The sequence below is a fragment of the Nocardia sp. NPDC058518 genome, assembly GCF_042719655.1.
Lineage (GTDB): Bacteria > Actinomycetota > Actinomycetes > Mycobacteriales > Mycobacteriaceae > Nocardia.
On sequence record NZ_JBHXNJ010000010.1, the window covers coordinates 113,265 to 135,129 of the forward strand.

At 67.6% G+C, this 21,865-nt stretch carries 19 protein-coding genes and 1 pseudogene; 14 read left to right on the top strand and 6 right to left on the bottom strand.

Annotated features, from left to right (window positions below; all coding sequences use genetic code 11):
• Positions 1 to 155: 155 nt before the first annotated feature.
• On the top strand, positions 156 to 764 hold the full coding sequence (locus ACFWPX_RS19185) for a DUF4126 domain-containing protein (protein WP_378928537.1): 609 nt from the start codon (positions 156 to 158) through the stop codon (positions 762 to 764).
• A 21-nt stretch (positions 765 to 785) separates the two neighbouring features.
• Here the strand turns inward: ACFWPX_RS19185 and ACFWPX_RS19190 are convergent, their stop codons facing one another.
• Complete coding sequence (locus ACFWPX_RS19190) at positions 786 to 1,796, bottom strand: LLM class flavin-dependent oxidoreductase (RefSeq protein ID WP_378928538.1); 1,011 nt, start codon at positions 1,794 to 1,796, stop codon at positions 786 to 788.
• Between the two features lie 110 nt (positions 1,797 to 1,906).
• Here ACFWPX_RS19190 and ACFWPX_RS19195 point away from each other — a divergent pair, with 110 nt between their 5' ends.
• The 4 genes from ACFWPX_RS19195 to ACFWPX_RS19210 all read left to right on the top strand — a co-directional run bounded on the left by ACFWPX_RS19195 (position 1,907) and on the right by ACFWPX_RS19210 (position 5,933).
• Positions 1,907 to 2,383: a MarR family winged helix-turn-helix transcriptional regulator gene (locus ACFWPX_RS19195; RefSeq protein WP_378928539.1), complete on the top strand. Its 477-nt coding sequence runs from the start codon at positions 1,907 to 1,909 to the stop codon at positions 2,381 to 2,383.
• Positions 2,384 to 2,455: 72 nt separating this feature from the next.
• A complete protein-coding gene (locus tag ACFWPX_RS19200) occupies positions 2,456 to 3,886 on the top strand; it encodes an MFS transporter (protein ID WP_378928540.1) in 1,431 nt (476 codons plus the stop codon).
• 83 nt (positions 3,887 to 3,969) lie between these two features.
• Positions 3,970 to 5,046: a class 1 fructose-bisphosphatase gene (locus ACFWPX_RS19205; RefSeq protein WP_378928541.1), complete on the top strand. Its 1,077-nt coding sequence runs from the start codon at positions 3,970 to 3,972 to the stop codon at positions 5,044 to 5,046.
• Between the two features lie 11 nt (positions 5,047 to 5,057).
• Entirely contained in the window at positions 5,058 to 5,933 is an 876-nt protein-coding gene (locus tag ACFWPX_RS19210; protein ID WP_378912351.1) for a phosphoribulokinase, read from the top strand.
• An 18-nt stretch (positions 5,934 to 5,951) separates the two neighbouring features.
• Here the strand turns inward: ACFWPX_RS19210 and ACFWPX_RS19215 are convergent, their stop codons facing one another.
• Together ACFWPX_RS19215 and tkt are read right to left on the bottom strand one after the other, a co-directional pair.
• The gene (locus ACFWPX_RS19215) at positions 5,952 to 6,641 is read right to left on the bottom strand and encodes an HAD-IA family hydrolase (protein ID WP_378928542.1); all 690 of its coding nucleotides are present in this window, start codon (positions 6,639 to 6,641) and stop codon (positions 5,952 to 5,954) included.
• Entirely contained in the window at positions 6,638 to 8,707 is a 2,070-nt protein-coding gene (gene tkt / locus ACFWPX_RS19220; RefSeq protein ID WP_378928543.1) for a transketolase, read from the bottom strand. The genes ACFWPX_RS19215 and tkt overlap by 4 nt, the downstream gene beginning before the upstream one ends.
• A gap of 134 nt (positions 8,708 to 8,841) precedes the next feature.
• On the opposite strand from tkt, the gene ACFWPX_RS19225 reads away from it, so the two are divergent.
• Together ACFWPX_RS19225 and ACFWPX_RS19230 are read left to right on the top strand one after the other, a co-directional pair.
• On the top strand, positions 8,842 to 9,510 hold the full coding sequence (locus ACFWPX_RS19225) for a response regulator (RefSeq protein WP_378912347.1): 669 nt from the start codon (positions 8,842 to 8,844) through the stop codon (positions 9,508 to 9,510).
• On the top strand, positions 9,507 to 10,679 hold the full coding sequence (locus ACFWPX_RS19230; RefSeq protein WP_378928544.1) for a GAF domain-containing sensor histidine kinase: 1,173 nt from the start codon (positions 9,507 to 9,509) through the stop codon (positions 10,677 to 10,679). The genes ACFWPX_RS19225 and ACFWPX_RS19230 overlap by 4 nt, the downstream gene beginning before the upstream one ends.
• 109 nt (positions 10,680 to 10,788) lie before the next feature.
• Here the strand turns inward: ACFWPX_RS19230 and ACFWPX_RS19235 are convergent, their stop codons facing one another.
• Both ACFWPX_RS19235 and ACFWPX_RS19240 read right to left on the bottom strand, forming a co-directional pair.
• Positions 10,789 to 11,784, bottom strand: a complete 996-nt coding sequence (locus tag ACFWPX_RS19235) for a class I fructose-bisphosphate aldolase (protein WP_378928545.1) — start codon at positions 11,782 to 11,784, stop codon at positions 10,789 to 10,791.
• Between the two features lie 35 nt (positions 11,785 to 11,819).
• Positions 11,820 to 12,731 carry a LysR family transcriptional regulator gene (locus ACFWPX_RS19240; RefSeq protein ID WP_378928546.1) on the bottom strand — a complete coding sequence of 304 codons (912 nt, stop codon included), beginning with the start codon at positions 12,729 to 12,731 and terminating at the stop codon, positions 11,820 to 11,822.
• Positions 12,732 to 12,837: 106 nt separating this feature from the next.
• Here ACFWPX_RS19240 and ACFWPX_RS19245 point away from each other — a divergent pair, with 106 nt between their 5' ends.
• The 7 genes from ACFWPX_RS19245 to ACFWPX_RS19275 all read left to right on the top strand — a co-directional run bounded on the left by ACFWPX_RS19245 (position 12,838) and on the right by ACFWPX_RS19275 (position 21,592).
• Positions 12,838 to 14,301, top strand: a complete 1,464-nt coding sequence (locus tag ACFWPX_RS19245; RefSeq protein WP_378928547.1) for a form I ribulose bisphosphate carboxylase large subunit — start codon at positions 12,838 to 12,840, stop codon at positions 14,299 to 14,301.
• 13 nt (positions 14,302 to 14,314) lie between these two features.
• Positions 14,315 to 14,740, top strand: coding sequence for a ribulose bisphosphate carboxylase small subunit (locus ACFWPX_RS19250; RefSeq protein ID WP_378928548.1), 426 nt, complete (start codon positions 14,315 to 14,317; stop codon positions 14,738 to 14,740).
• A 4-nt stretch (positions 14,741 to 14,744) separates the two neighbouring features.
• On the top strand, positions 14,745 to 15,716 hold the full coding sequence (locus ACFWPX_RS19255; RefSeq protein ID WP_378928550.1) for an AAA family ATPase: 972 nt from the start codon (positions 14,745 to 14,747) through the stop codon (positions 15,714 to 15,716).
• Positions 15,717 to 15,860: 144 nt separating this feature from the next.
• A complete protein-coding gene (locus ACFWPX_RS19260) occupies positions 15,861 to 18,137 on the top strand; it encodes an FdhF/YdeP family oxidoreductase (protein ID WP_378928551.1) in 2,277 nt (758 codons plus the stop codon).
• Between the two features lie 88 nt (positions 18,138 to 18,225).
• Complete coding sequence (gene map, locus ACFWPX_RS19265) at positions 18,226 to 19,089, top strand: type I methionyl aminopeptidase (RefSeq protein WP_378912339.1); 864 nt, start codon at positions 18,226 to 18,228, stop codon at positions 19,087 to 19,089.
• A gap of 119 nt (positions 19,090 to 19,208) precedes the next feature.
• Positions 19,209 to 20,789 carry a cobyric acid synthase gene (locus tag ACFWPX_RS19270; protein ID WP_378928620.1) on the top strand — a complete coding sequence of 527 codons (1,581 nt, stop codon included), beginning with the start codon at positions 19,209 to 19,211 and terminating at the stop codon, positions 20,787 to 20,789.
• A gap of 239 nt (positions 20,790 to 21,028) precedes the next feature.
• A complete protein-coding gene (locus ACFWPX_RS19275) occupies positions 21,029 to 21,592 on the top strand; it encodes an alpha/beta hydrolase (protein ID WP_378912338.1) in 564 nt (187 codons plus the stop codon).
• An 80-nt stretch (positions 21,593 to 21,672) separates the two neighbouring features.
• On the opposite strand, the pseudogene ACFWPX_RS19280 reads toward ACFWPX_RS19275, so the two are convergent.
• Positions 21,673 to 21,865: pseudogene (locus ACFWPX_RS19280) on the bottom strand (alpha/beta hydrolase); the annotation flags it as partial.

Here is a 21,865-nt window from a genome sequence, read left to right on the forward strand (position 1 = left end):
TCTTTTTTCTTCTACACCCCCCCGCCCTGCCGGGCCGCCCGTCCCCCCCGCCCCCCCGCGCGGCGATTCCTATCCGACTGACTGACTGACCGGCCATCGCTGGGTGGGGCGGCGGGTTTCCGGGCGGTGTCGGTGTGCGGGCTTAGGCTGAGCGAGTGTCGGTACTACCTCTGATCTTCACCGCGGGCTGGGCCAGCGGGATCAACGCGTACGCGGTGGTATTTCTGCTCGGGTTGTTCGGGCGCATCGGCTGGGCCGGTGACGTGCCGCCGGGGCTGCAACGCACCGATGTGCTCGTCGCCGCCGGTGTGTTGTTCCTGATCGAGGCAGTCGCGGACAAGATCCCGTACCTGGACTCGTTCTGGGATGCGGTGCACACGGTGGTGCGGCCTGCCTCCGGTGCGATCGTCTCGGCGCTGATCGCGGGCCAGGATGATTCGCTGCCGACGATGTTCGCGGCGGCAGTCGGCGGAACAACCGCGTTGCTCAGCCATATCGTCAAAGCGGGCACGCGGATGGCGATCAACACCTCCCCGGAACCGGTCACCAATATCGCGATGAGTACCGCCGAAGACGTCACTGTCGGCGGTGTACTCACCCTGGCGGTGTTCTTCCCGGTGCTGGCGGCGGTGATCGCCGCGGTCCTGTTGGCTATCGGCCTGTGGGTGGTCTACCTGTGCGCCAGCCGAATCCGCCGTTATCTCCGACGGCGGCGAGAAGGCCGCGCCGCGCGGACCACCGGCATCGACGCGAGCCTCGAATAGAACTCCGCCTGCCGTGAATCCTCACCGTACCTGCGGCGCCACCTTCGTCCCGAGCAGGTCGATGCTGTGCAGAACCTGCGCCGGCGGCAGTGTTCCCACGCTGGTGTGCAGCATGAAGCGGTCGAGGCCGAGGGTGTCGCGGACCTCGGCGATCTTGCCCGCCACGTAGTCGGGGGTGCCGACGAACAGCGAACCACGCTGCGAGCGCAGGGCGTCGAACTGTTCGTGTGTCATCGGACCCCAGCCGCGTTCCCGGCCGATGGTCGACATCGCCAGGGCGTACGGCTCGTAGAACTCGGCAACGGCGCGCGCGTCGGTGTCGGCGACATAGCCGTGCGCGTGCACGGCCACCGGCTGCTGCTCGTGACCGCCCTCGGCGAGCGCCCGGTGATACAGCTCGACCAGCGGCTTGAACCGTGCGGGCTCACCGCCGATGATCGCGATGGCGAGCGGCAGACCGAGCAGGCCTGCGCGAATCACCGATTCGGGGCTGCCGCCGACCGCGATCCACACCGGCAGCGGGCGATCGTCGGTGCGCGGATACACCGTCGCGTCGTGCAGCGGCGCCCGGAATCGGCCCGTCCAAGTAACCGGACCTTCCTCGCGCACACGCAGCAGCAGTGCCAGCTTCTCCTCGAACAGCGCGTCGTAATCGGCCAGGTCGTACCCGAACAGGGGGAATGATTCCGTGAACGACCCACGCCCTGCCATCAACTCCGCGCGCCCGTTCGACAACCCGTCCAGCGTCGCGAAGTCCTGGTACACCCGTACCGGATCGTCGGAGCTGAGTACCGTCACCGCGCTGGTCAACTGGATGCGCTCGGTTCGCGCGGCAGCGGCGGCGAGCACGACCGCGGGGGAGGACGCGGCGAAATCCTGGCGATGATGTTCGCCGACGCCGTACACATCGAGCCCCGCCGCCTCGGTCGCGACGGCCTCGTCGACCACCTGACGCAGCCGCTCGGCAGCGGTCGGCGCAGGCCGGTCGCCGGTGGGGTACAGCTCGGCGAAGGTGGTGAGCCCCAGTTCCATGTGAACCTCTCTTCGGGATGCGGTCCTCTTCTAAACGGACCGCAGTCCGATAACATTCCCCGGTTTATGGATGGATGCGGATTATCTATGACAAAACTATAGTGAGCGGTATGACCGCACTGGCGACGACGCGCACCGAACCCGACCTGTCCTTCCTGCTCGACCGCACCAGTCACGTCCTGCGCACGCAGATGGCCGCGGCGCTGGCCGAGATCGGGCTGACGGCCCGCATGCACTGCGTGCTGGTCCACGCACTGGAAGCCGAACGCACGCAGGCCCAGCTCGCCGAGCTCGGTGACATGGACAAGACGACCATGGTGGTCACCGTCGACGCGCTGGAGAAGGCCGGTCTGGCCGAACGTCAACCGTCGAGCACCGACCGCCGCGCTCGCATCATCTCCGTGACGCCCGCGGGCGCGGAGCTCGCCGCGCGCAGCACCGAAATCGTCGACGGCGTCCATCAGTGCGCGCTCGGTTCGCTGTCGAAGGCGGAGCGGGAATCTTTGGTGCGGGCGCTGAATCACCTGGCGGAGGGGCATCTGTCGACGGTGGTGGAAGCTGCGCCCGCGCGTCGCGCCAGGCAATAGTCCGTTATAGATTGTCTATTACGGAACTATCTAGTACGGTCTCTCTTGTTCGCTTCTAGCAGGAGATGACCCATGACCAAGTCCCAGCGCACCGCCCTCGCGGTGCTGTCGGCCGCCATGCTGATGACCATCCTCGACGGCAGCATCGTCACCGTCGCCATGCCGGCGATCCAAGAGGACCTCGGCTTCTCGCCCGCCGGTCTGAGCTGGACCGTGAACGCCTACCTGATCGCTTTCGGCGGTCTGCTCCTGCTGGCCGGCCGCCTCGGCGACCTGATCGGCCGCAAGACGATGTTCGTCACCGGCAATATCGTCTTCACCGCCGCCTCGGTGCTGGCAGGCGTGGCGACCACCCCCGCCGTGCTGGTCGCGGCCCGATTCCTGCAGGGCGTCGGCAGCGCGATCGCCGCTTCGGTGGTGCTCGGCATCCTGGTGACGATCTTCACCGAACCACGTCAGCGAGCCACGGCCATCGGTGTTTTCAGCTTCACCGGGGCCGCGGGCGCCTCCATCGGGCAGGTGCTCGGCGGCGTGCTCACCGACGCGCTGAACTGGCACTGGATCTTCCTGATCAATGTGCCGATCGGCGTGCTCACCGTGCTCGTCGCCAGCAAGGCGCTGCCCGCCGACCGTGGACTCGGCTGGTCCGCCGGTGCCGATGTGCTCGGCGCCGCCCTGGTCACCGCCGGTCTGATGCTGGGCATCTACACCGTCGTCGAGGTCGAACGCTACGGCTGGGTCTCGGCACACACCCTCGGCCTCGGCGCGCTGGCCGCCGCACTGCTCGCCGCCTTCGTCATCCGGCAGGCCACCGCGGCCGACCCGCTGTTGCCGCTGCGAATCTTCCGTTCCCGCACGGTCTCCGGCGCCAATGTGGTCCAGATGCTCACCCTGGCAGCCATGTTCGCCTTCCAGATCATCGTCGCGCTCTACTTGCAGAAGGTGCTGGGCTACAACGCATTGCAGACCGGCTTGGCCATGCTGCCCGCCGCCGTCGCGATCGGCGGGGTGTCACTGTTCGCCTCGGCTCGTCTGATCACCCGCTTCGGCGAGCGGACCGTGCTGATCGCCGGTCTCGCCCTGCTGCTGGCCGGGATGTCGTGGCTGATGCGGCTGCCCGTCGACGCCGGTTACCTCACCGACGTGCTGCCGGTGATGGTGGCCATCTCCGGTGGCGGGCTGGTGCTGCCCGCACTCACCGCGCTCGGCATGTCGGGCGCCGAAGCCGACGACGCGGGTCTGGCCTCAGGGCTGTTCAACACCACCCAGCAGGTCGGCATGGCGATCGGCGTCGCGGTCCTTTCCACCCTCGCCGCCGCGCGGACCGGTACCGAGCTGGTGGCCGGTGCCTCCGATCCCGTTGCCCTGACCAGTGGTTATCGGCTGGCGTTCACCGTTGCGGCCGGCCTGCTCGCGGCGGCCCTGGTCATCAGCGCCACCGTGCTGCGCAAGCAGCACACGGCCGAGGACGCACCGGTCGCGCAGGCGGTCCCGGCCCTCTGACGCGATGAATCGCCGGGAACTACCCCTGCGATTCACCCCCCGGGTGGATGTCCGCCCGGGGGGTTCGGTGGTGTCCTCGAAGGATGCTGACCGATCGCACGACGTTGACCAAATTCCTCATCGAAGAGCGCCGCCGCCATCCCGGTTCCAGCGGTGAACTCAATTCCCTGATCCTCGACGTCGCGTTGGCCTGCAAGGCGATCTCCAAGCGCATCGCCTCGGGTGCGCTCACCGGCGTCCTCGGTGGCGCCGGCGTGGTGAACGTGCAGGGTGAGCAGCAGCAGAAGCTCGATGTGGTCGCCAACGACCTCTTCCTCCGCGCCAACGAATGGGGCGGTCAACTGGCGGGCATGGTGTCGGAGGAACTCGACGACCCCTACCCGATCCCGCCGGACTACCCGCGCGGCAAATATCTACTGGCCTTCGATCCCCTCGACGGCTCGTCCAATATCGACGTGAATGTCGCTGTGGGCAGCATCTTCTCGATCCTGCGCGCACCGAACCCCGGCGTGCACGCGACGACGGCGGACTTCCTCCAGCCCGGCACCGAGCAGGTCGCCGCGGGCTATGCGATCTACGGCCCCGCGACGCAACTCGTGCTCACCGTCGGTACCGGCGTGCACGCCTTCACCCTCGATCCCGAGCTCGGCGAGTTCTTCCTGACCGGACAGAACCTGCGACTGCCGGAGTCGACGTCGGAGTACGCGGTCAACAGTTCGAACCGCCGCTTCTGGGAACCGGCCGTGCGCCGCTACATCGATGAATGCCTGGCGGGCGCGACGGGCCCGCGCGAGAAGGACTTCAACATGCGCTGGGTGGCGTCGCTGGTGGTCGAGACCCACCGCATCCTGACCCGCGGCGGCGTGTTCCTGTACCCGCGCGATTCGAAGGACCAGGCCAAAGCGGGCAGGTTGCGACTGCTCTACGAGGCCAATCCCATCGCGTTTCTGATCGAGCAGGCAGGCGGGCTCGCCTCGACCGGCCGTGACCGGATCCTCGAGGTCGCCCCCACCGAGCTGCATCAGCGGATCGCGTTCATTTTCGGTTCTCGCGACGAGGTAGCCCGCATCGTGAGTTACCACGCCGAAGCGGCCGAGGAGCCCGACGGCCCGTGGAGTCCGCTGTTCGGTTTGCGCGGTCTCTACCGGTCGACCACCTGAGGAGGAGATTCATGTCCGCCAAGCACCCTGTCGTCGCCATCACCGGATCATCCGGTGCCGGAACAACTTCGGTGATGCGCACGTTCGATCAGATCTTCCGCAGGGAAGGCATCGATGCCGCGTACGTCGAAGGCGACAGCTTCCACAAGTTCGACCGGGTCGGCATGAAGGAGGAGCTGGCGCGGGCACTGTCGGACGGCGACCACACCTTCAGTCATTTCGGGCCGGAGGCGAACCTCTTCGAAGAGCTCGAGAAGCTGTTCCGTGGCTACGGTGAGACAGGAACGGGCCGGGTACGAAAGTACCTGCACGACAAGGAAGAAGCCGCTCCCTACGATCAGGACCCCGGCACGTTCACGCCATGGGAGGAGATCCCTGCCGGCACCGACCTGCTGTTCTACGAGGGTCTACACGGCGCGGTGGCCAACGAGCAGGTCGACGTGGCGCAGTACGCCGACCTGCTCATCGGGGTGGTGCCGGTGATCAATCTCGAGTGGACCCAGAAGCTGCACCGCGACAAGGACAAACGCGGCTACTCCACCGAGGCGGTGACCGAGACGATCCTGCGTCGCATGCACGACTACGTGAACTTCATGTGCCCGCAGTTCTCCCGCACCCACGTGAACTTCCAGCGGGTGCCGGTGGTGGATACGTCGAATCCGTTCGTCGCTCGCACGATTCCGACCCCGGACGAATCGATGCTGGTGATCCGCTTCGCCGATCCGCACGGTATCGACTTCCCGTATCTGCTGTCGATGCTGCACGATTCGTTCATGTCCCGCCCGAACACGATCGTGTGCCCGGGCGGGAAGATGGACCTGGCGATGCAGCTGATCTTCACGCCGATGCTGTTGCGGCTCATGGAACGTCGCGGCCGCACACGCTGACCGGATTCGGCGACCACCTCACGCGAGGTGGTCGTCGAACCATGTCACCAGCTCCGGATCGTCGAGCCCGTCGGCGACGAGCACCGCCGCCGACAGGTCGTCGGTGCGCGTGTAGGCGTTCTGCGCGGCCACGCACCGCAGCCCGGCGGCCACCGCGGACCGCACGCCGTTCGCCGAATCCTCCACGGCCACCGCCTGATCGGCGGACAGGCCGGTTTGGATCAGCACGTCCAGGTACACCGCGGGGCTCGGTTTCAGCACGGGCACTTCGGTTCCGGTGGTCACGGTGTCGAACGGCTCGCCGAAAGCGTGCTTCAGCAGGGGTTCGACCCACGCACGGGTGCCGGTGGTCGCCACATGCAGGCGAACACCCCGCGATCGGAGCCGTTCGATCAGCTCCAGCGCGCCCGGACGGGCACGAATCTGCCCGTCCGAGGCCATCTGCCGCATGATGCGGGTCTTGCTGCGGTGCACCTTGTGCGCGAGTTCGCGCGCTTCCTCGGCGGACACGGCGTGCTGTTCGAACCAGAACGCCAGCCGCTGCGCGCCACCGGCGACCTTCAGTAACCGCCCGTATTCCTCGACATCCCAGCGGTCGGGGAGCCCCGCCTCGGCGAATGCCGTGTTGAAGGCCACCCGATGGCCGTCTCGCTCGCTGTCGACGAGGGTGCCGTCGACATCGAAGATCACCGCGTGGAGCTGAGTCATCGTGCGCCGTCGAGATATTCGCGGATCCGGTCGAGCACGACGCCGACGGTGAACCCGTGGTGGGCCATGACCTCGCCGCCCGGGCCGCTGTGCCCGAACTCGTCGATACCGATCGCCAGGTCGACCAGCCCCGCCCAGCCCGCGGTACTGCCCGCCTCGATGCTGACGGTGTGCGCCGATGAGTCCGCGGTGAAGCGCGAACGATCCAGTGCCGATACCACCCGCACGTCGCAACCTTCGGCCCGCAACTGATCGGCGGCAGCTGCCGCCAGCGCGACTTCCGAACCGGTAGCGACGATTTCGATCACGCGTGCGGTCGCAGACGATGGTTCACGCGCCGTCGCGCCGAGCGCTCGGGCTGCGGGGGTAGGGCGGGCCGCTGCGCCTTCGTCTCCGGTGGTTCGTGCGCCGTTGGCGTCCAACTGGGGGAGCGACTGCCGGGAGAGGATCAGTGCGGTCGGCCCATCGACGCGGGTCAGCGCGAGTTCCCAAGCGAGAGCCGTCTCCACATCATTCGCCGGTCGCAACACCTGCACCCCGGGAATCACCCGCAGCGACTCGACATGCTCGACGGGCTGGTGGGTCGGCCCGTCCTCGCCGACCGCGATCGAATCATGGGTCAGCACATAGATCACCGGCTGCCCCATCAACGCCGACAATCGCAGCGCGGGCCGCAGATAGTCGGCGAACACCAGGAAGGTGCTGCCGAAAACCCGGAACCCACCGTGCAGGCTCATCCCGTTCAGAACGGCCGCCATCCCGAATTCGCGAACGCCGAAAGCGATAGCGCCTGCGGTGAAGTCGTCGCGCCTCACCACATCGCCACACAGGGTGCCTGTCGACCCGGCGAGGTCGGCCGACCCGCCGACCAATTCCGGCATCGTCGACAGAGCCGCGGTCAGACACGCCTGTGAGGACTGCCGAGTGGCCCGGGGTGCCTGCGCCGCAACGGCTTCCAGCGCCGCAGGCAATTCCGCAGGCAGCAGTCGCGCACGGGCACGCCGGAACTCGGCGGCACGCTCGGGCGCGACAGCGTCGAACGCCGCGAATTCCTCGAGCCAGGTCGCATGCTGCTCGCTACCGACCGCGGCAAGCACGGCACACGCCGCGCCGACCTGATCCGGCACCGCGAACGGCGGAAGAGTCCACCCCGCGAGCTCTTTGGCCTGCGCGAGCCGTTGCTCACCCAGCGGCGAACCATGCGCCTTCGAGGTGCCGGCGACACCGGGCGCACCATGACCGATCACCGTGCGCACCGCGAGAAGACTCGGCCGAGGATCATCCTTCGCCCGGGTGAGCGCAGCGTCGATCGCCGCGATGTCGGTCCCGTCGGCCACCACCTCGGTATGCCACCCGTAGGCCGCGAACCGTGCCACCTGATCGTCACCGCACGAGCGCCCGACGGCGCCGTCGATGGTGATCTCGTTGTCGTCCCAGAGCACGATCAACCCGCCGAGCCCCAAATGTCCCGCGAACGAGGCGACTTCGTGACTGACGCCCTCCATCAAACATCCGTCGCCGACGATCGCGTACGTGCGATGCCCGGTGATCTCGGGGTACCGGGCGGCGGTCATCCGTTCGGCGAGGGCCATCCCCACCGCCATCGCCAGCCCCTGACCCAACGGCCCCGTGGTGCATTCCACGCCGGGTGTGTCACCGAACTCGGGATGACCCGGCGTCCGCGACCCCAACTGCCGGAACCGCCGCAGCTCCTCGACGGGCAGGTCGTACCCGAACAGGTGCAACAGCCCGTACAGCAGTGCGGAGCCGTGCCCGGCCGAGAGTACGAACCGGTCCCGATCGGCCCACTCGGGGTCGGCCGGATCATGGCGCAGGTGTCTGCTCCACAGCGTCCACGCCATCGGCGCCGCCCCCATCGGCATGCCGGGGTGGCCCGACTGCGCGGCCTCCACCATGTCGGCCGCGAGGAAGCGCAGGGTGTCGACGGCGAGCAGGTCGGTCTCCGCCGACGGCACGAAAGCCGGTGGCGCGACGTCGGTCAGCAGGCTTCCGCTCGCTGAATCGGCGGGCACGCTGAGCGGCCGACGAACTGAGAACTCCGGCATGGCGCGGCCTTTCTGATCGGTCCGTTCATCGGACCGCATCAGCGCCCCCGCCGCACTCCCCCTCGGGGGTGGGGACCCGGGTGAGATCTCGTCAATGCCGGTAACCCGGGTGCGGGTCGCCGTAGGGTGGAGGGATGCCGGAGTTACCTCCGACCCCGTTGAGGCTTGCGCTCGTCGACGATCACGAGATGGTGCTGCACGGGCTCGACGCCATGCTCGGTCACTTTCCCGACGAGGTCGTGATCGTCGGCCAGTCCACCACCGACACCGCCGCGCTGCGGATGGTCGCCGAACATCGGCCCGATATCGTCCTGTGCGATGTGCGCATCGGCAAGGCCAGCGGCCTCGACCTGTGCCGTCAGATCACCCTGCAATATCCCGAGACCAAGGTCGTACTGCTCACTGTGTACGACGACGAGCACTACCTGTATCAGGCGTTGCGCGTCGGGGCGTCGGGTTACATTCTCAAGCGGGTCGACGGGCGTGAACTCGTCGCCCAGCTGCGGCGGGTCCGTGAGGGCGAGACGGTGGTCGACGCCGCACTGGCCGGGCGGGTGGCGCTGGCCGCGGCCCGGCTCAGCGCGGGCCAGTTCTGGTCCGGTGCGCACCTGGGACTGACCCAGCGTGAATCAGAAGTGCTGGGGTTGTTGGTATCCGGTCACTCCAATCGAGCGGTCGCGAGCAAGCTGGTGGTCAGCGAGGACACCGTGAAAACCCATATTCGCGGTCTGTATCGCAAGCTCGGGGTCTCCGATCGCAGCGCGGCGATCGCGGTCGCGTTGCGCGAGGGGCTGTTTCGATGAGCATCGCGGGCGGCGCGGTCCCCACGGCGGCGGAGCTCGCCCCACTGCTCGGCGCCGACGGTGTGCTGCTCTACGCCATCGACGGCCAGGACCTGAGCATCGCGGATATGTGGCCCGCGCATCCCTCGGCGAGCTCGCTGCGGCTACAGGTCGGATTCGGGGTGACCGGGCTGGTGGCCCGCACCCGCAAACCGGTGCTGCTCGACAACGACTCACCACGTAATGCCCTGCACCGCAGACTCTTACGTTTGGAAGCCCAGCAGACGGTCGCGCGGATGTGCCTGCCGCTGCCGGGACTGGAAGGTGACGTGGTCGGCGTGCTCGCCGCGCACCGTGCGCCACGGAACCCGTTCGGACAGCTTGACCTCGACGGCGCGCGACAGTACGCCGCCGTGCTCGGTCTGTGGCTGCACGCGCAGCGCTTGTTCCGCACCGTCAACCGGCAGCGCACCGAGCGGGATCGCCTGGTCGAGCAGGCGATCACCGCCCAGGAAGCCGAACGAAGGCGCATCGCCTTCGACCTGCACGACGGCGTCACCACCGCACTGGCTTCGATGTCGTTCCACCTGTCCGCCGCCGACCTCACCGTCTCCGAACTCCTCGCCCACATCGACGTCACCGACGAGGCCAGCCTGCGCGACCTCGCCAGGGCCCGCGCCGAACTCGTCAGCGCCCGCGAGCTGGCCGACTTCGCTTACAACGAGACCAGGGCGGCGATCTCGGGCCTGCACAGTCTCGTCCTCGACGACCTGGGCCTGGTCGCCGCGATCGAATCGCTGGTGCGCAGTGTGAGCGGCGACGGGCCGCCGGCGATCGAGTTCCTCGTCGACCACGCCGCCGCCATCGACGAGATCCCCGACCACGCCGCGGCCACCCTGTACCGAATCGCCCAGGAATCCCTGGCCAATGCCGTGAAACATGCTGGGGCGCAACGGATCGTGCTGTCGCTGCGCCGGGTCGGCGACTCGGTGATCCTCGGATGTTCCGATGACGGTGAGGGTTTCGACCCGGCCCAGCGTCGCGCGAACCGCGCCGCCGACGCCGACGGCGAACAGCACTTCGGCCTCACCTCGATCGCCGAGCGCTGCGCCATCATCGAAGCCTCGCTGCGCGTGGAGTCGATGCAGGGCCGCGGAACCACCTTGCTGGTGGACCTACCGCTGAGGTAGCGGCTGCCGACGGGCACTGGCCAACGAACGCAGCAGCGGTGCCCGAGGGGTGGCGCCGCTGCTGCGCGTTGCCGCCGCGCTCACCGAGGCGCTGCCGAGTACATCGCGCCTAGGCGGTGTGCTCGGCGGCATCGGCGGCGTTGCGGCAGTTCTCGAGCAGAACCTGTTGTGCTACGGCAACTTCGGAGTCTGATCCACCCCAAGTGTGCAGGGCCGCGCTCACGAGCGCACGTCCGAAGGAGAATGTCACAGGCCACGGCCGCTCGTCGATGGTGGCGAGATCGTTCAGGAACGCACACGCCCGTGCGGTCGGATGCCCACCGGACAGGAACGCGATCCCCGCCACCTCGGCGGGCACCAGGTCACGCAATACCGCGAAGGTGGCGGCCGCGACCTCGGCGGGCGGGACGGCCGCGGCATCCAGGCCGGGGGTGACGAAGTTCGGCTTGAGCACGATGCCGGTGAGATCCACCCCGGCATCGACGAGTTCGGTGAACACCGCGCTCAGGGCCAGACGCGTCGCCTTCTCCGCGGCCGCCAGGTCGTGGTCACCGGTGCACAGCACCTCGGGCTCGACGATCGGGACGATGCCGTGCTGCTGACACAGCGCCGCGTAGCGGGCCAGCGCGTGCCCGTTGGCGTCGGCGGCGTAAGGGGTGATCGTGTGCACGTCGAACACCGCGCGCCACTTGGCGAACGCGGCACCGCGATCGGCATAGGCGGCCAGCCGCCCGCCGAGTCCGTCGAGCCCTTCGGTGATCAGCGCACCACCATAGCCGGGCAGCGCGGTGGTGCCGGTGTCGACCTTGATGCCGGGCAGGATGCCGCGTTCGCGCGCCGCGATCGGGAACGAGCGCCCGTCGGCGAGATCCTGGCCGAAGGTCTCGTCGCACAGGATGATTCCGCTGATCCACTCCGACAGACCGTCGGCGGTGAGCAGCAGTTCGCGATAGTCGCGACGGCTGGTCGCGCTCGCGGGCACCCCTTCCTGTTCCAGGCGCGATGACATGGTTTTGATCGACTCGTCGGCGGCGAGAATGCCGCGGCCGCCGCTGGTGAGCTGCTGGGCGACGTCGGCGAGGGCGGTGGCGGGGAGTGTCGTCATGACCAACAGCATGTGAGCACCCCGCACCGCCGTCCTCACCCCTTCGGGCGAGACCGGGTGTGAAATGCCGCCGCGCCCACCTGCTCCGGATCGCACAGGTGGGCCACGAACAACCGGGTCGCCGAGGTGGGTTCCTGGGTCGTGCAGACGTGCCACGGCCGGTCGAGAGGTGTGCCCGGCACGCCGTAGGAGACCAGTTCCCCCGAGGCGAGCTGTTCGCGCGCCGCTTCCTCGTGCACGAGGGTGACCCCGAGCCCTTCCCGTGCGGCGGCCACGGCGGCGCCCGAGGTGCCGAGGGTGAGCAGCGGCGGCGCGGCTTGCAACCGGCTCAGCAACGACAGCGTGGTATCGCGGGTGCCGGAGCCGATCCCGGTGAGTAGCCATGGCGTGGTGAGCGGGTCGGCGACCAGTCCGGGCCGTCCGACCAGCAGCAGCCGGTTCGCCCGCTGGGCCGCGGTGACCAGACCGGACCCACGCGGTGGTCGACCGGCCAGGGCGATATCGAAGACGTGGTCGGCGGCACGGGCGAACAGCTCGCCGCGCGTCAGGACCGACAGCGACAGTTCGACCTGCGGATGAGCTTGCGCGAACGTGGCCATCAGCACCGGGAGCACGTATTCACTGGCCGTCGCGACCGCGCCGATCCGCACCCGCCCACGGTCGGCATCGTGCACCGCCCCCGCCGCTTCGGCGAGCAACCCGAGCAATTTGCGCACATAACCGGCGAAGATCTCACCCGAATCCGTCGCCACGATGCCACGGCCGGACTTCCCGAACAGCCGGGTGCCAAGCGCGTCTTCCAGCGCGGCGAGCGCCGCCGACACGGCGGGCGGCGTCACGTGCAAGGTCTCGGCCGCGGCCCGCACGCTGCCGGTCTCGTACACGGCGAGGAAGGTGCGCAGCCGACCCCAGGTGGCGGCGGCCGGCAGGTCGGGGCTGGCGAACATCGTTCAATTATGTCTTAACAATGCTCAGGAAAGATTCCATTGTCGTTGAACAGTTTTCGCCCACACACTGAGAGAGCTTCGTAGGCGTGACCCGAAAGGAACGGCGATGACGACGATCGACAACGACGGCACGGCGACCAAAGAGCGTTGGGATCCGGGCGTACAGAGCTACGCCGGAATGGGTTACTGGAACCCCGATTACATCCCCAAGGACACCGACGTTCTCGCCGTCTTCCGGGTCACCCCACAGGACGGCGTCGACCCCATCGAGGCCGCGGCCGCCGTCGCGGGCGAATCGTCCACCGCCACCTGGACTGTCGTGTGGACCGACCGGCTCACCGCCAACAGCCACTACCAGGCCAAGGCGTACCAGGTCGACGAGGTTCCCGGCAGGCCAGGCGAGTACTTCGCCTACATCGCCTACGACATCGACCTTTTCGAGGAAGGCTCCATCGCGAACCTGACCTCCTCGATCATCGGCAACGTCTTCGGCTTCAAGCCGCTCAAGGCCCTTCGCCTGGAAGACATGCGCATCCCCGTCGCCTACACCAAGACCTTCCAGGGCCCCGCCCACGGCATCGTCATGGAACGGGAGATGCTCAACAAGTACGGTCGCCCGCTGCTCGGCGCCACCATCAAGCCCAAGCTCGGCCTGTCGGCCCGCAACTACGGGCGCGTGGTCTACGAGGCCTGTCGCGGCGGACTGGACTTCACCAAGGACGACGAGAACATCAACTCCCAGCCGTTCATGCGCTGGCGTGACCGCTTCCTCTACGCGATGGAGGGGGTGAACCGGGCGATGGCCGAAACCGGCGAGATCAAGGGCCATTACCTCAATGTCACCGCGGGCACGATGGAGGAGATGTACCGGCGGGCGAACCTCGCCAAGGAAATCGGCAGCGTGGTGGTGATGGTCGACCTCACCATCGGCTACACCGCCATCCAGTCGATGGCGCACTGGGCCCGCGAGAACGGCGTCCTGCTGCACCTGCACCGCGCCGGGCACTCGACCTACACCCGGCAGAAGACGCATGGCGTGAGCTTCCGGGTGATCGGGAAGTGGTGCAGGCTGATGGGTGTCGATCACGTCCACGCGGGCACCGTCGTCGGCAAGCTCGAGGGCGACCCGGCCACCACCCGCGGCTTCTATGATTCGTTGCGCGAGAACACCGTTCCGAGGAACCTCGGCAACGGCATCTTCTTCGACCAGGACTGGATCTCGATGCCCGGCGTGATGCCGGTGGCCTCCGGTGGCATCCACGCCGGCCAGATGCACCAGCTGCTCGCTCTCTTCGGCGATGACGTGATCCTGCAGTTCGGTGGCGGCACCATCGGCCACCCATACGGCATCGCCGCGGGCGCCGAAGCCAATCGGGTGGCGCTCGAGGCGGTTGTCAAGGCGCGCAACGAAGGTCGCGATCTGCTGATCGAAGGACCCGACGTGCTGCGCAGGGCGGCCAAGCACTGCACACCCCTGGAAGCGGCCCTGAACACCTGGGGCGACGTCACTTTCGACTACACCAGCACCGACGCGCCCGATGTGGTGGCGACCGCGGTGCCCTCGATCTGACCAGGAGCACCTGATGAGACTTCGCTACGGAACCTTCTCCTACCTGCCCGATCTCACCGACGACGAGATCGCGGCCCAGGTGAAATACGCCCTCGATCACGGCTGGCCGGTATCGCTGGAGTACACCGACGACCCGCACCCGCGCAATGTCTACTGGGAGATGTGGGGGCTGCCGATGTTCGACCTGGTCGAACCCGACGGCGTGCTCGCCCAGCTCGACGCCTGCCGGGCCACCTTCCCCCAGCACTACATCCGGCTGCTGGCCTACGACGCGACCCTGGGCAGACAGTCCACCGCGATGTCGTTCCTCGTCCAGCGCCCGGCCGAAGAACCCGGGTTCCTGCTCGAACGCGTCGAGGGCCCCGACCGCACCCAGCGGTACTCGGTGAAGTCCTACGCCACCACCCGTCCGGCCGGCGATCGGTACGCGGGCGAGTGAACTGATGGACACACCAAAGGGATTCGGGTTCCATCGGCCGTCGGCAGGCGGCTCGGCACAGACCACGGCAGTCGAGGAACAGCCGCCAGAGCCCGCGATTCTCGGCGACGACGAGGTGCTCGATCTCTCGGCCGACGAGGCCGCGGCCAGGGTGGGCGACACCCTGGCCGCACTCGACGCCGAACTGGTCGGGCTGGCCGCGGTGAAGCGCCGTGTCCACGAGGTCGCCTCGCTGCTCCAGGTCGACCGGGCGCGGCGCCGGTTCGGGCTCACCACCACCCGACCCACCTTGCACATGAGCTTCACCGGTGGCCCCGGCACCGGCAAGACCACGGTCGCCCTGCGGATGGCCGCGATCCTGCACGCGCTCGGCTATATCAGGGCGTCACGGGTGCACACCGTCACCCGCGACGACCTGGTCGGCCAGTTCATCGGCCACACCGCGCCAAAGACCAAGGAGGCGATCGCCCGCGCGGCCGGGGGAGTGCTGTTCATCGACGAGGCCTATTACCTGTTCCGGCCGGAGAACGAGCGGGACTACGGGCAGGAGGTCATCGAGATCCTGCTCACCGAGATGGAGAACGAGCGCGGCGATCTGGTGGTGATCTTCGCCGGCTACCCCGATCGGATGGCGACGTTCTTCGCCGCCAACCCGGGCCTCAGCTCTCGGGTGCCGCACCACCTCACCTTCGAGGACTACGACCACGCGGAGCTGACCCAGATCGCGGGCCTGATGGTGGAGTCGGAAGGGTTCGCTTTCGACGATGACGCCCACAAGGCGTTCGCCGAGTACCTCACGCTGCGCATGGGCCAGCCCCGCTTCTCCAACGCACGCAGCGTGCGCAACGCCATCGAACGCTGCCGGCTGCGGCAGGCCCGCCGATTGGTCGCGCTCGACCGGCCACTGGGCAAAACCGACCTCATCACCCTCACCGCCGAGGACGTTTACGGCAGCAGTGTGTTCGAGCCGGACTGAGGCATCGCAGGCCGAGCAGGAAGCCCGATAACCGAGATCTATCAGGTGATCGGGTTTCCTGCTTTGACAAGGGTGGACAATATGAGAAGCCTTTTGTCACAGATGTCGGCGCGCGGTGCCGCAGAACTGAAAAGAAGCTGATACATGACCTCGATCGAGGACCCGGAAGACGATCTGAGCGTGACCCCGCCCAAGACCTGGGCGGTCGGCGTTCCCGCGGTGGTGCACGCGATCGAGTACTCGCTCTCGCAGAACTCCCCGGTTCGCACCGCGCTCACCTTGCTGAACATCAATCAGACGAAGGGCTTCGACTGCCCGGGGTGTGCGTGGCCGGAGCCGAAGCACCGGGTCATGAACGAGTACTGCGAAAACGGTGCCAAGCACATCAATGACGAGGCCACCACCCGCCGCGTGACCAGGCAGTTCTTCGCCGAGCACCCGGTCGCCGAACTCGACACCATGTCGGACTACTGGCTAAATCAGCAGGGCAGGCTCACCGAGCCGATGGTGAAGCGCCCCGGCGCCACCCACTACGAGCCCATCGCCTGGGACGACGCCTTCGACTTGATGGCACGCGAACTGCGCGGCCTGGCCACCCCCGACGAGGCCCTGTTCTACACCTCGGGGCGGCTCAACAACGAGGCCGCGTTCCTGCTGCAACTGTTCGCCCGCGCCTACGGCACCAACAACCTGCCCGACTGCTCGAACATGTGCCACGAGTCGAGCGGTTCCGCGCTGACCCAGACCATCGGCGTCGGCAAGGGCACCGTGTCGCTCGATGACATCTACGAAGCCGACCTGATCTTCGTCGTCGGCCAGAACCCGGGCACGAACCATCCGCGGATGCTGACGGCGCTGGAGCAGACCAAGCGCAACGGCGGCAAGATCGTCGCGGTGAACCCGCTGCCCGAGGCCGGGTTGATCCGGTTCAAGAATCCGCAGAAGGCGCGCGGCGTGGTCGGGCGTGGCACCGAGATCGCCGATATCTTCCTCAAGATCCGCCCCGGTGGCGACCTCGCCCTGTTCCAGATGCTGAACAAACTGCTCCTCGACGCCGAGGACGCGGCACCGGGCACGGTGCTCGATCACGAGTTCATCGCCGCGCGGACCACCGGTTTCGACACCTTCGCCGAGCATGCGAGGACGGTGAGCTGGGACCACGCGCTCACCGCGACCGGGCTGGCGCGCGAGGAGATCGAGGCCGTCCACCAGCAGGTGCTCGGGAGCAAGAAGATCATCGTGTGCTGGGCGATGGGGTTGACCCAGCACAAACACGGCGTCCCGACCATTCGCGAGATCGTCGACTTCCTGCTGCTGCGCGGCAATCTCGGTCGCCGGGGAGCCGGGGTGTGCCCGGTGCGCGGGCACAGCAATGTCCAGGGCGACCGCACCATGGGTATCTGGGAGCGGATGCCGCAGTGGTTCATGGACGCGCTCGGCAAGGAATTCGATTTCACCCCGCCCGTCGAACACGGCCTCGACTCGGTCGGTTCCATCCGGGCCATGCGTGACGGCAAGGCGAAGGTATTCGTCGGTGTCGCAGGCAATTTCGCGCGTGCGACACCCGACAGTGAGGTCACCGAGGCGGCGCTGCGCCAGTGCTCACTGACCGTGCAGATCTCCACCAAGCTCAACCGCTCCCACACGGTCTGCGGCGAGACGGCGCTGATCCTGCCGACCCTCGGCCGCAGCGACCGCGATATCCAGGCCACCGGCGAGCAGTTCTACACCGTCGAGGACTCGATGAGCGAAGTCCACGCCTCGCGCGGGCGCCTCGACCCGGCCTCACCCGATCTGCTGAGCGAGGTGGCGATCATCTCCCGGCTGGCGCGCGCCACGCTGGGGGCGGAGTCCGCGATTCCGTGGGAGGAGTTCATCGCCGACTACGGCACCGTGCGCGACCGCATCTCCCGGGTCGTGCCCGGTTTCGAGAACTTCAACGAACGCGTCGCCGAGCCGGGCGGGATGCTGCTGGTCAATCCGGTCAACCAGGGCATCTACCGCACCGCGAGCGGCAAGGCCGAGTTCACCCGCAACGACTTCGACATGATCGACGCACCGCCGGGATACCTTGTGCTGCAGTCGCTTCGGTCCCACGATCAGTGGAACACCATTCCCTACGCCGCCAACGACCGCTATCGGGGCATCCACAACGCGCGACGGGTGGTGATGGTGAACCCCGACGACCTGGCCGAGCGTGGGATCGCCGACGGTGATGTGGTCGACATCGTGAGCATCTGGCACGACGGCACCGAACGGCGGGCGGAGAAATTCGTCGCCGTCGGGTATCCGGCCAGCCGTGGGTCGGCGGCCGCGTACTACCCGGAGACCAATGTGCTGGTTCCACTCGACAGCACTGCCGACATCAGCAACACGCCGACGTCGAAAGGCATCATCGTGCGTTTGGAGCCTGTGGTCTGACGCACAGCCGCTCCCCAGCAGGCGCGGTGCCCGCCGCGAGCACGGGCTGTGACGCACGGCAACGTGGGCGCATAGATACACTGCCCTTATGTCCGTGCGCACGCGTCAGCCACTAGTTCCCGGCACCCAGTCGCCGATCCGGGAAGTTCCCCGCTCCATCGAGCGCCCCGAATACGTGTGGAAGAAGACCGCGAACGAGGGCAACGAGCCCTGGGTGCAGACCGCCGAGACCATCGAGAAGATGCGGATCGCGGGCAGGATCGCGGCGCGGGCACTCGAAGAGGCGGGCAAGGCAGTCGTGCCCGGTGTCACCACCGACGAGCTCGACCGGATCGCCCACGAGTACATGTGCGACCACGGCGCCTACCCGTCGACGCTGGGCTACAAGGGTTTTCCCAAGTCCTGCTGCACCTCGCTCAACGAGGTCATCTGCCACGGCATCCCCGACTCGACGGTGGTCGAAGACGGTGACATCGTCAATATCGACGTCACCGCGTTCATCCACGGCGTGCACGGCGACACCAACAGGACCTTCCTCGCCGGCGATGTCGACGAGGAGGTGCGGCTGCTGGTCGAGCGCACCGAAGAGGCCACCAACCGGGCGATCAAGGCGGTCAAGCCGGGTCGCGCCCTGAACGTGGTCGGTCGTGTCATCGAGGCGTACGCCAACCGCTTCGGCTACGGCGTCGTGCGCGACTTCACCGGCCACGGCGTCGGCCCCACCTTCCACAGCGGTCTGGTGGTCCTGCACTACGACCAGCCCAACATCGAGTCGGTGATCGAGCCCGGCATGACCTTCACGATCGAGCCGATGATCAACCTCGGCGGCATCGACTACGACATCTGGGACGACGGCTGGACCGTGGTCACCCAGGACCGCAAATGGACCGCGCAGTTCGAACACACGCTGGTCGTCACCGAGACAGGCGCGGAAATCCTGACATTGCCGTGAGTGGGCGCAGTTCGAAGCTCGTGCGGTTGGGTCGTCACCGAGACAGGCGCGGAAATCCTGACTCTGCCGTGAGTCCGGCGGGCACTCGCGCTGATCCGGCCGTTGTGGGTGGCGTAGCGCTGCGCGGGGCGCTGCTCGTCGCGGGCACCACCTCCGACGCCGGGAAGAGCGTGGTCGTGGCGGGCATCTGCCGGATGCTGGCGCGGCGTGGGGTGCGGGTGGCGCCGTTCAAGGCGCAGAACATGTCGAACAACTCGGTCGTCACCCTTGACGGCGGGGAGATCGGGCGTGCGCAGGCGTTGCAGGCGCGGGCCTGCGGGCTCGAACCGAGTGTGCGGTTCAACCCGGTGCTGTTGAAGCCCGGTAGCGATCGCCGCTCGCAGTTGGTGGTTCGGGGCAAGGCTGTCGGAACTGTCGGTGCGCGTGACTATTTCACGCGTCGGCAGGAATTGCGCGAAGTCGTCGCGGCCGAATTGGCCTCGTTACGTGACGAATTCGATGTGGTGATCTGTGAGGGGGCTGGCTCACCGGCCGAAATCAACCTCCGGGCCACCGATCTCGCGAATATGGGGTTGGCGCGCGCCGCCGATATTCCGGTCCTGGTGGTCGGCGACATCGACCGGGGTGGCGTTCTCGCTCACCTGTTCGGCACCGTCGCGGTACTGGAACCCGAAGACCAGCAGCTCATCTCGGGCTTCGTCATCAACAAGTTCCGCGGTGATGTGTCCCTGTTGCAACCCGGACTGGACCAACTCGTCTCCCTGACCGGCCGCCCCACCCTCGGTGTCATTCCGTTCGCCGAAGACCTCTGGCTGGACGCCGAAGACTCCCTCGGCACCATCTCCGGCGCCCCCGTGGGCCGACCGGCCCCACCCCACGGCACCGACTGGCTTACCGTAGCCGCCATCCGCCTGCCCCGAATCTCCAACTCCACCGACATCGAAGCCCTGGCCTGTGAACCCGGCGTAGCGGTCCGCTGGGCCGACAGCCCCCACCAACTGGCCACCGCCGACCTGGTGGTCGTGCCGGGTTCGAAAGCGACCGTCTCGGACCTGGAGTGGCTGCGCGCCAACGGAATAGGCGAAGCCCTGCGCGCCCGCGCCGCGGCGGGCCGCCCCATCCTCGGCATCTGCGGTGGCTACCAGATGCTCGGCCGACGCATTGTCGACGGCGTCGAGTACCGGGCCGTGGAAGCGCCGGCGCCCCCGGCACAGGATCACGCGGGTGTCGAGATCCCGGCGAGCGCGCGACCATGTGTGGTGGTCGGCCTCGGTCTCCTCGACCTCGACATCGAATTCGCGGACCCGAAGATCGCCCGCCAGGTGACCGGCATCGCGGGCCCGATTCCCGTGCACGGCTACGAGATCCACCACGGCAGAGTCGCCCACACCGCCGATCCCGCCTGGCTGACCATCGAAGGCACTCCTGAAGGTAGTGCGCGAGAAGCGATCTGGGGCACCCACGTCCACGGACTGCTCGAATCCGACGACTTCCGTCGTAGCTGGCTCACCGAAGTCGCCGCCCGAGCCGGGCGCACCGGCTTCACCGTCGCCCCCGACATCTCGGTCGCGGCCGTCAGATCCGCCCAGCTCGATCTGCTCGCCGACCTCATCGAGCAACACCTCGACCTCGCCGCGCTGGATGACCTGATCCGCGACGGTGCCCCGGCCGACATCCCGGTGATCCACACCGCCCGATGACCGGCAGGGCGGAATCGCCGCCGATGGTGGGCGCTCGGTGATCACGTCGTGGCGCCGGTCGCTGCGGACACGGTGGTGTGCGGCCCGTCTCGCCTCACAGTTCGCGGTGCGCCGTTGTGACAGGTTCGGCAATTTCGGTGTCACCGGCAGTGAAAGCCCAGTACACGGAGGTAGGGCGATCGGCAGGGCGCGCCGGAACAGTCCGCGTTGTTCAGTCCGGCCGTGTACCGTAACCCGGCATGAAATCTCGGCAGATCACGGTCGGTGACCAGGCCTGGACGGTGCGGGTCGACGGGCCCTCTTCGCGGCACAATGTGCTGCTGCTTCCCGATGCGGACGACCCTGCCGATGTGTTCGACACGGTGTGCACGCGGCTGCACGAGTCCGATTTGCAGACCATCGTCGTGGAGTCGGTCGAGGGGCTCGATCCGGCGGGTGTGCTCACGATTCTCGACGAGCTCGAACTGCCCTACGTGAATGTCGCGGGGCGTGGGTCGGGCGCGGAGCTGGCGTGGCGGGTGTGCGCGGGCCGGTTCGGGCGGTTCATGAGCCTGGTCGTCGCCGACCATGGGCATCCGGCGGTTCCCGACGCCGACGGCAAGGTCCCCGACCCGTCCTGCCCGCCGCTGGAGCTGCCCGTCACCATGCTGGTCACCAAGAGCCTGCCCCGCGCCACCGCCGACGCCTCCGGTCGCTATGTCTACGGCGAATTCCGGGTCGTCCCATTGGAAGTCGACAACATCGCGACCGAGGCGGGCCACGAATTCGCTACTGAAATCGTCCTGCGCACCAGCCTCTGGTAGACGCGGATCGTTCACCAGGCTCTCACGCAGATCGCCACTCGCGATGGGTGCCCGAGAGCCTGGTGAACGTCGGTCGAAGATCAGGACTTGCGGTAGGCCGCCAACCAGTCGAGCCAGCTGTCGGTTTCCTGGAAAGCGTTGGCGCGCACGGCTTCCGAGGACAGGAACACGTCGTGGCGGGCGCCCTCGATCGGGACGATCGCGGTTGGCTCGCCCAGGCCGCCCCCCCCGCGCTGGTGCTGCGTGACATAGAGCTCGGCATAGGGCGCGGCG

Excerpts from the sequence above, each read along its gene's own strand:
- ACFWPX_RS19190 (WP_378928538.1), bottom strand. The coding sequence starts at position 1,796 with ATGGAACTGGGGCTCACCACCTTCGCCGAGCTGTACCCCACCGGCGAC.
- ACFWPX_RS19195 (WP_378928539.1), top strand. The coding sequence starts at position 1,907 with ATGACCGCACTGGCGACGACGCGCACCGAACCCGACCTGTCCTTCCTG.
- ACFWPX_RS19200 (WP_378928540.1), top strand. The coding sequence starts at position 2,456 with ATGACCAAGTCCCAGCGCACCGCCCTCGCGGTGCTGTCGGCCGCCATG.
- ACFWPX_RS19205 (WP_378928541.1), top strand. The coding sequence starts at position 3,970 with ATGCTGACCGATCGCACGACGTTGACCAAATTCCTCATCGAAGAGCGC.
- ACFWPX_RS19210 (WP_378912351.1), top strand. The coding sequence starts at position 5,058 with ATGTCCGCCAAGCACCCTGTCGTCGCCATCACCGGATCATCCGGTGCC.
- ACFWPX_RS19215 (WP_378928542.1), bottom strand. The coding sequence starts at position 6,641 with ATGACTCAGCTCCACGCGGTGATCTTCGATGTCGACGGCACCCTCGTC.
- tkt (WP_378928543.1), bottom strand. The coding sequence starts at position 8,707 with ATGCCGGAGTTCTCAGTTCGTCGGCCGCTCAGCGTGCCCGCCGATTCA.
- ACFWPX_RS19225 (WP_378912347.1), top strand. The coding sequence starts at position 8,842 with ATGCCGGAGTTACCTCCGACCCCGTTGAGGCTTGCGCTCGTCGACGAT.
- ACFWPX_RS19230 (WP_378928544.1), top strand. The coding sequence starts at position 9,507 with ATGAGCATCGCGGGCGGCGCGGTCCCCACGGCGGCGGAGCTCGCCCCA.
- ACFWPX_RS19235 (WP_378928545.1), bottom strand. The coding sequence starts at position 11,784 with ATGACGACACTCCCCGCCACCGCCCTCGCCGACGTCGCCCAGCAGCTC.
- ACFWPX_RS19240 (WP_378928546.1), bottom strand. The coding sequence starts at position 12,731 with ATGTTCGCCAGCCCCGACCTGCCGGCCGCCGCCACCTGGGGTCGGCTG.
- ACFWPX_RS19245 (WP_378928547.1), top strand. The coding sequence starts at position 12,838 with ATGACGACGATCGACAACGACGGCACGGCGACCAAAGAGCGTTGGGAT.
- ACFWPX_RS19250 (WP_378928548.1), top strand. The coding sequence starts at position 14,315 with ATGAGACTTCGCTACGGAACCTTCTCCTACCTGCCCGATCTCACCGAC.
- ACFWPX_RS19255 (WP_378928550.1), top strand. The coding sequence starts at position 14,745 with ATGGACACACCAAAGGGATTCGGGTTCCATCGGCCGTCGGCAGGCGGC.
- ACFWPX_RS19260 (WP_378928551.1), top strand. The coding sequence starts at position 15,861 with ATGACCTCGATCGAGGACCCGGAAGACGATCTGAGCGTGACCCCGCCC.
- map (WP_378912339.1), top strand. The coding sequence starts at position 18,226 with ATGTCCGTGCGCACGCGTCAGCCACTAGTTCCCGGCACCCAGTCGCCG.
- ACFWPX_RS19275 (WP_378912338.1), top strand. The coding sequence starts at position 21,029 with ATGAAATCTCGGCAGATCACGGTCGGTGACCAGGCCTGGACGGTGCGG.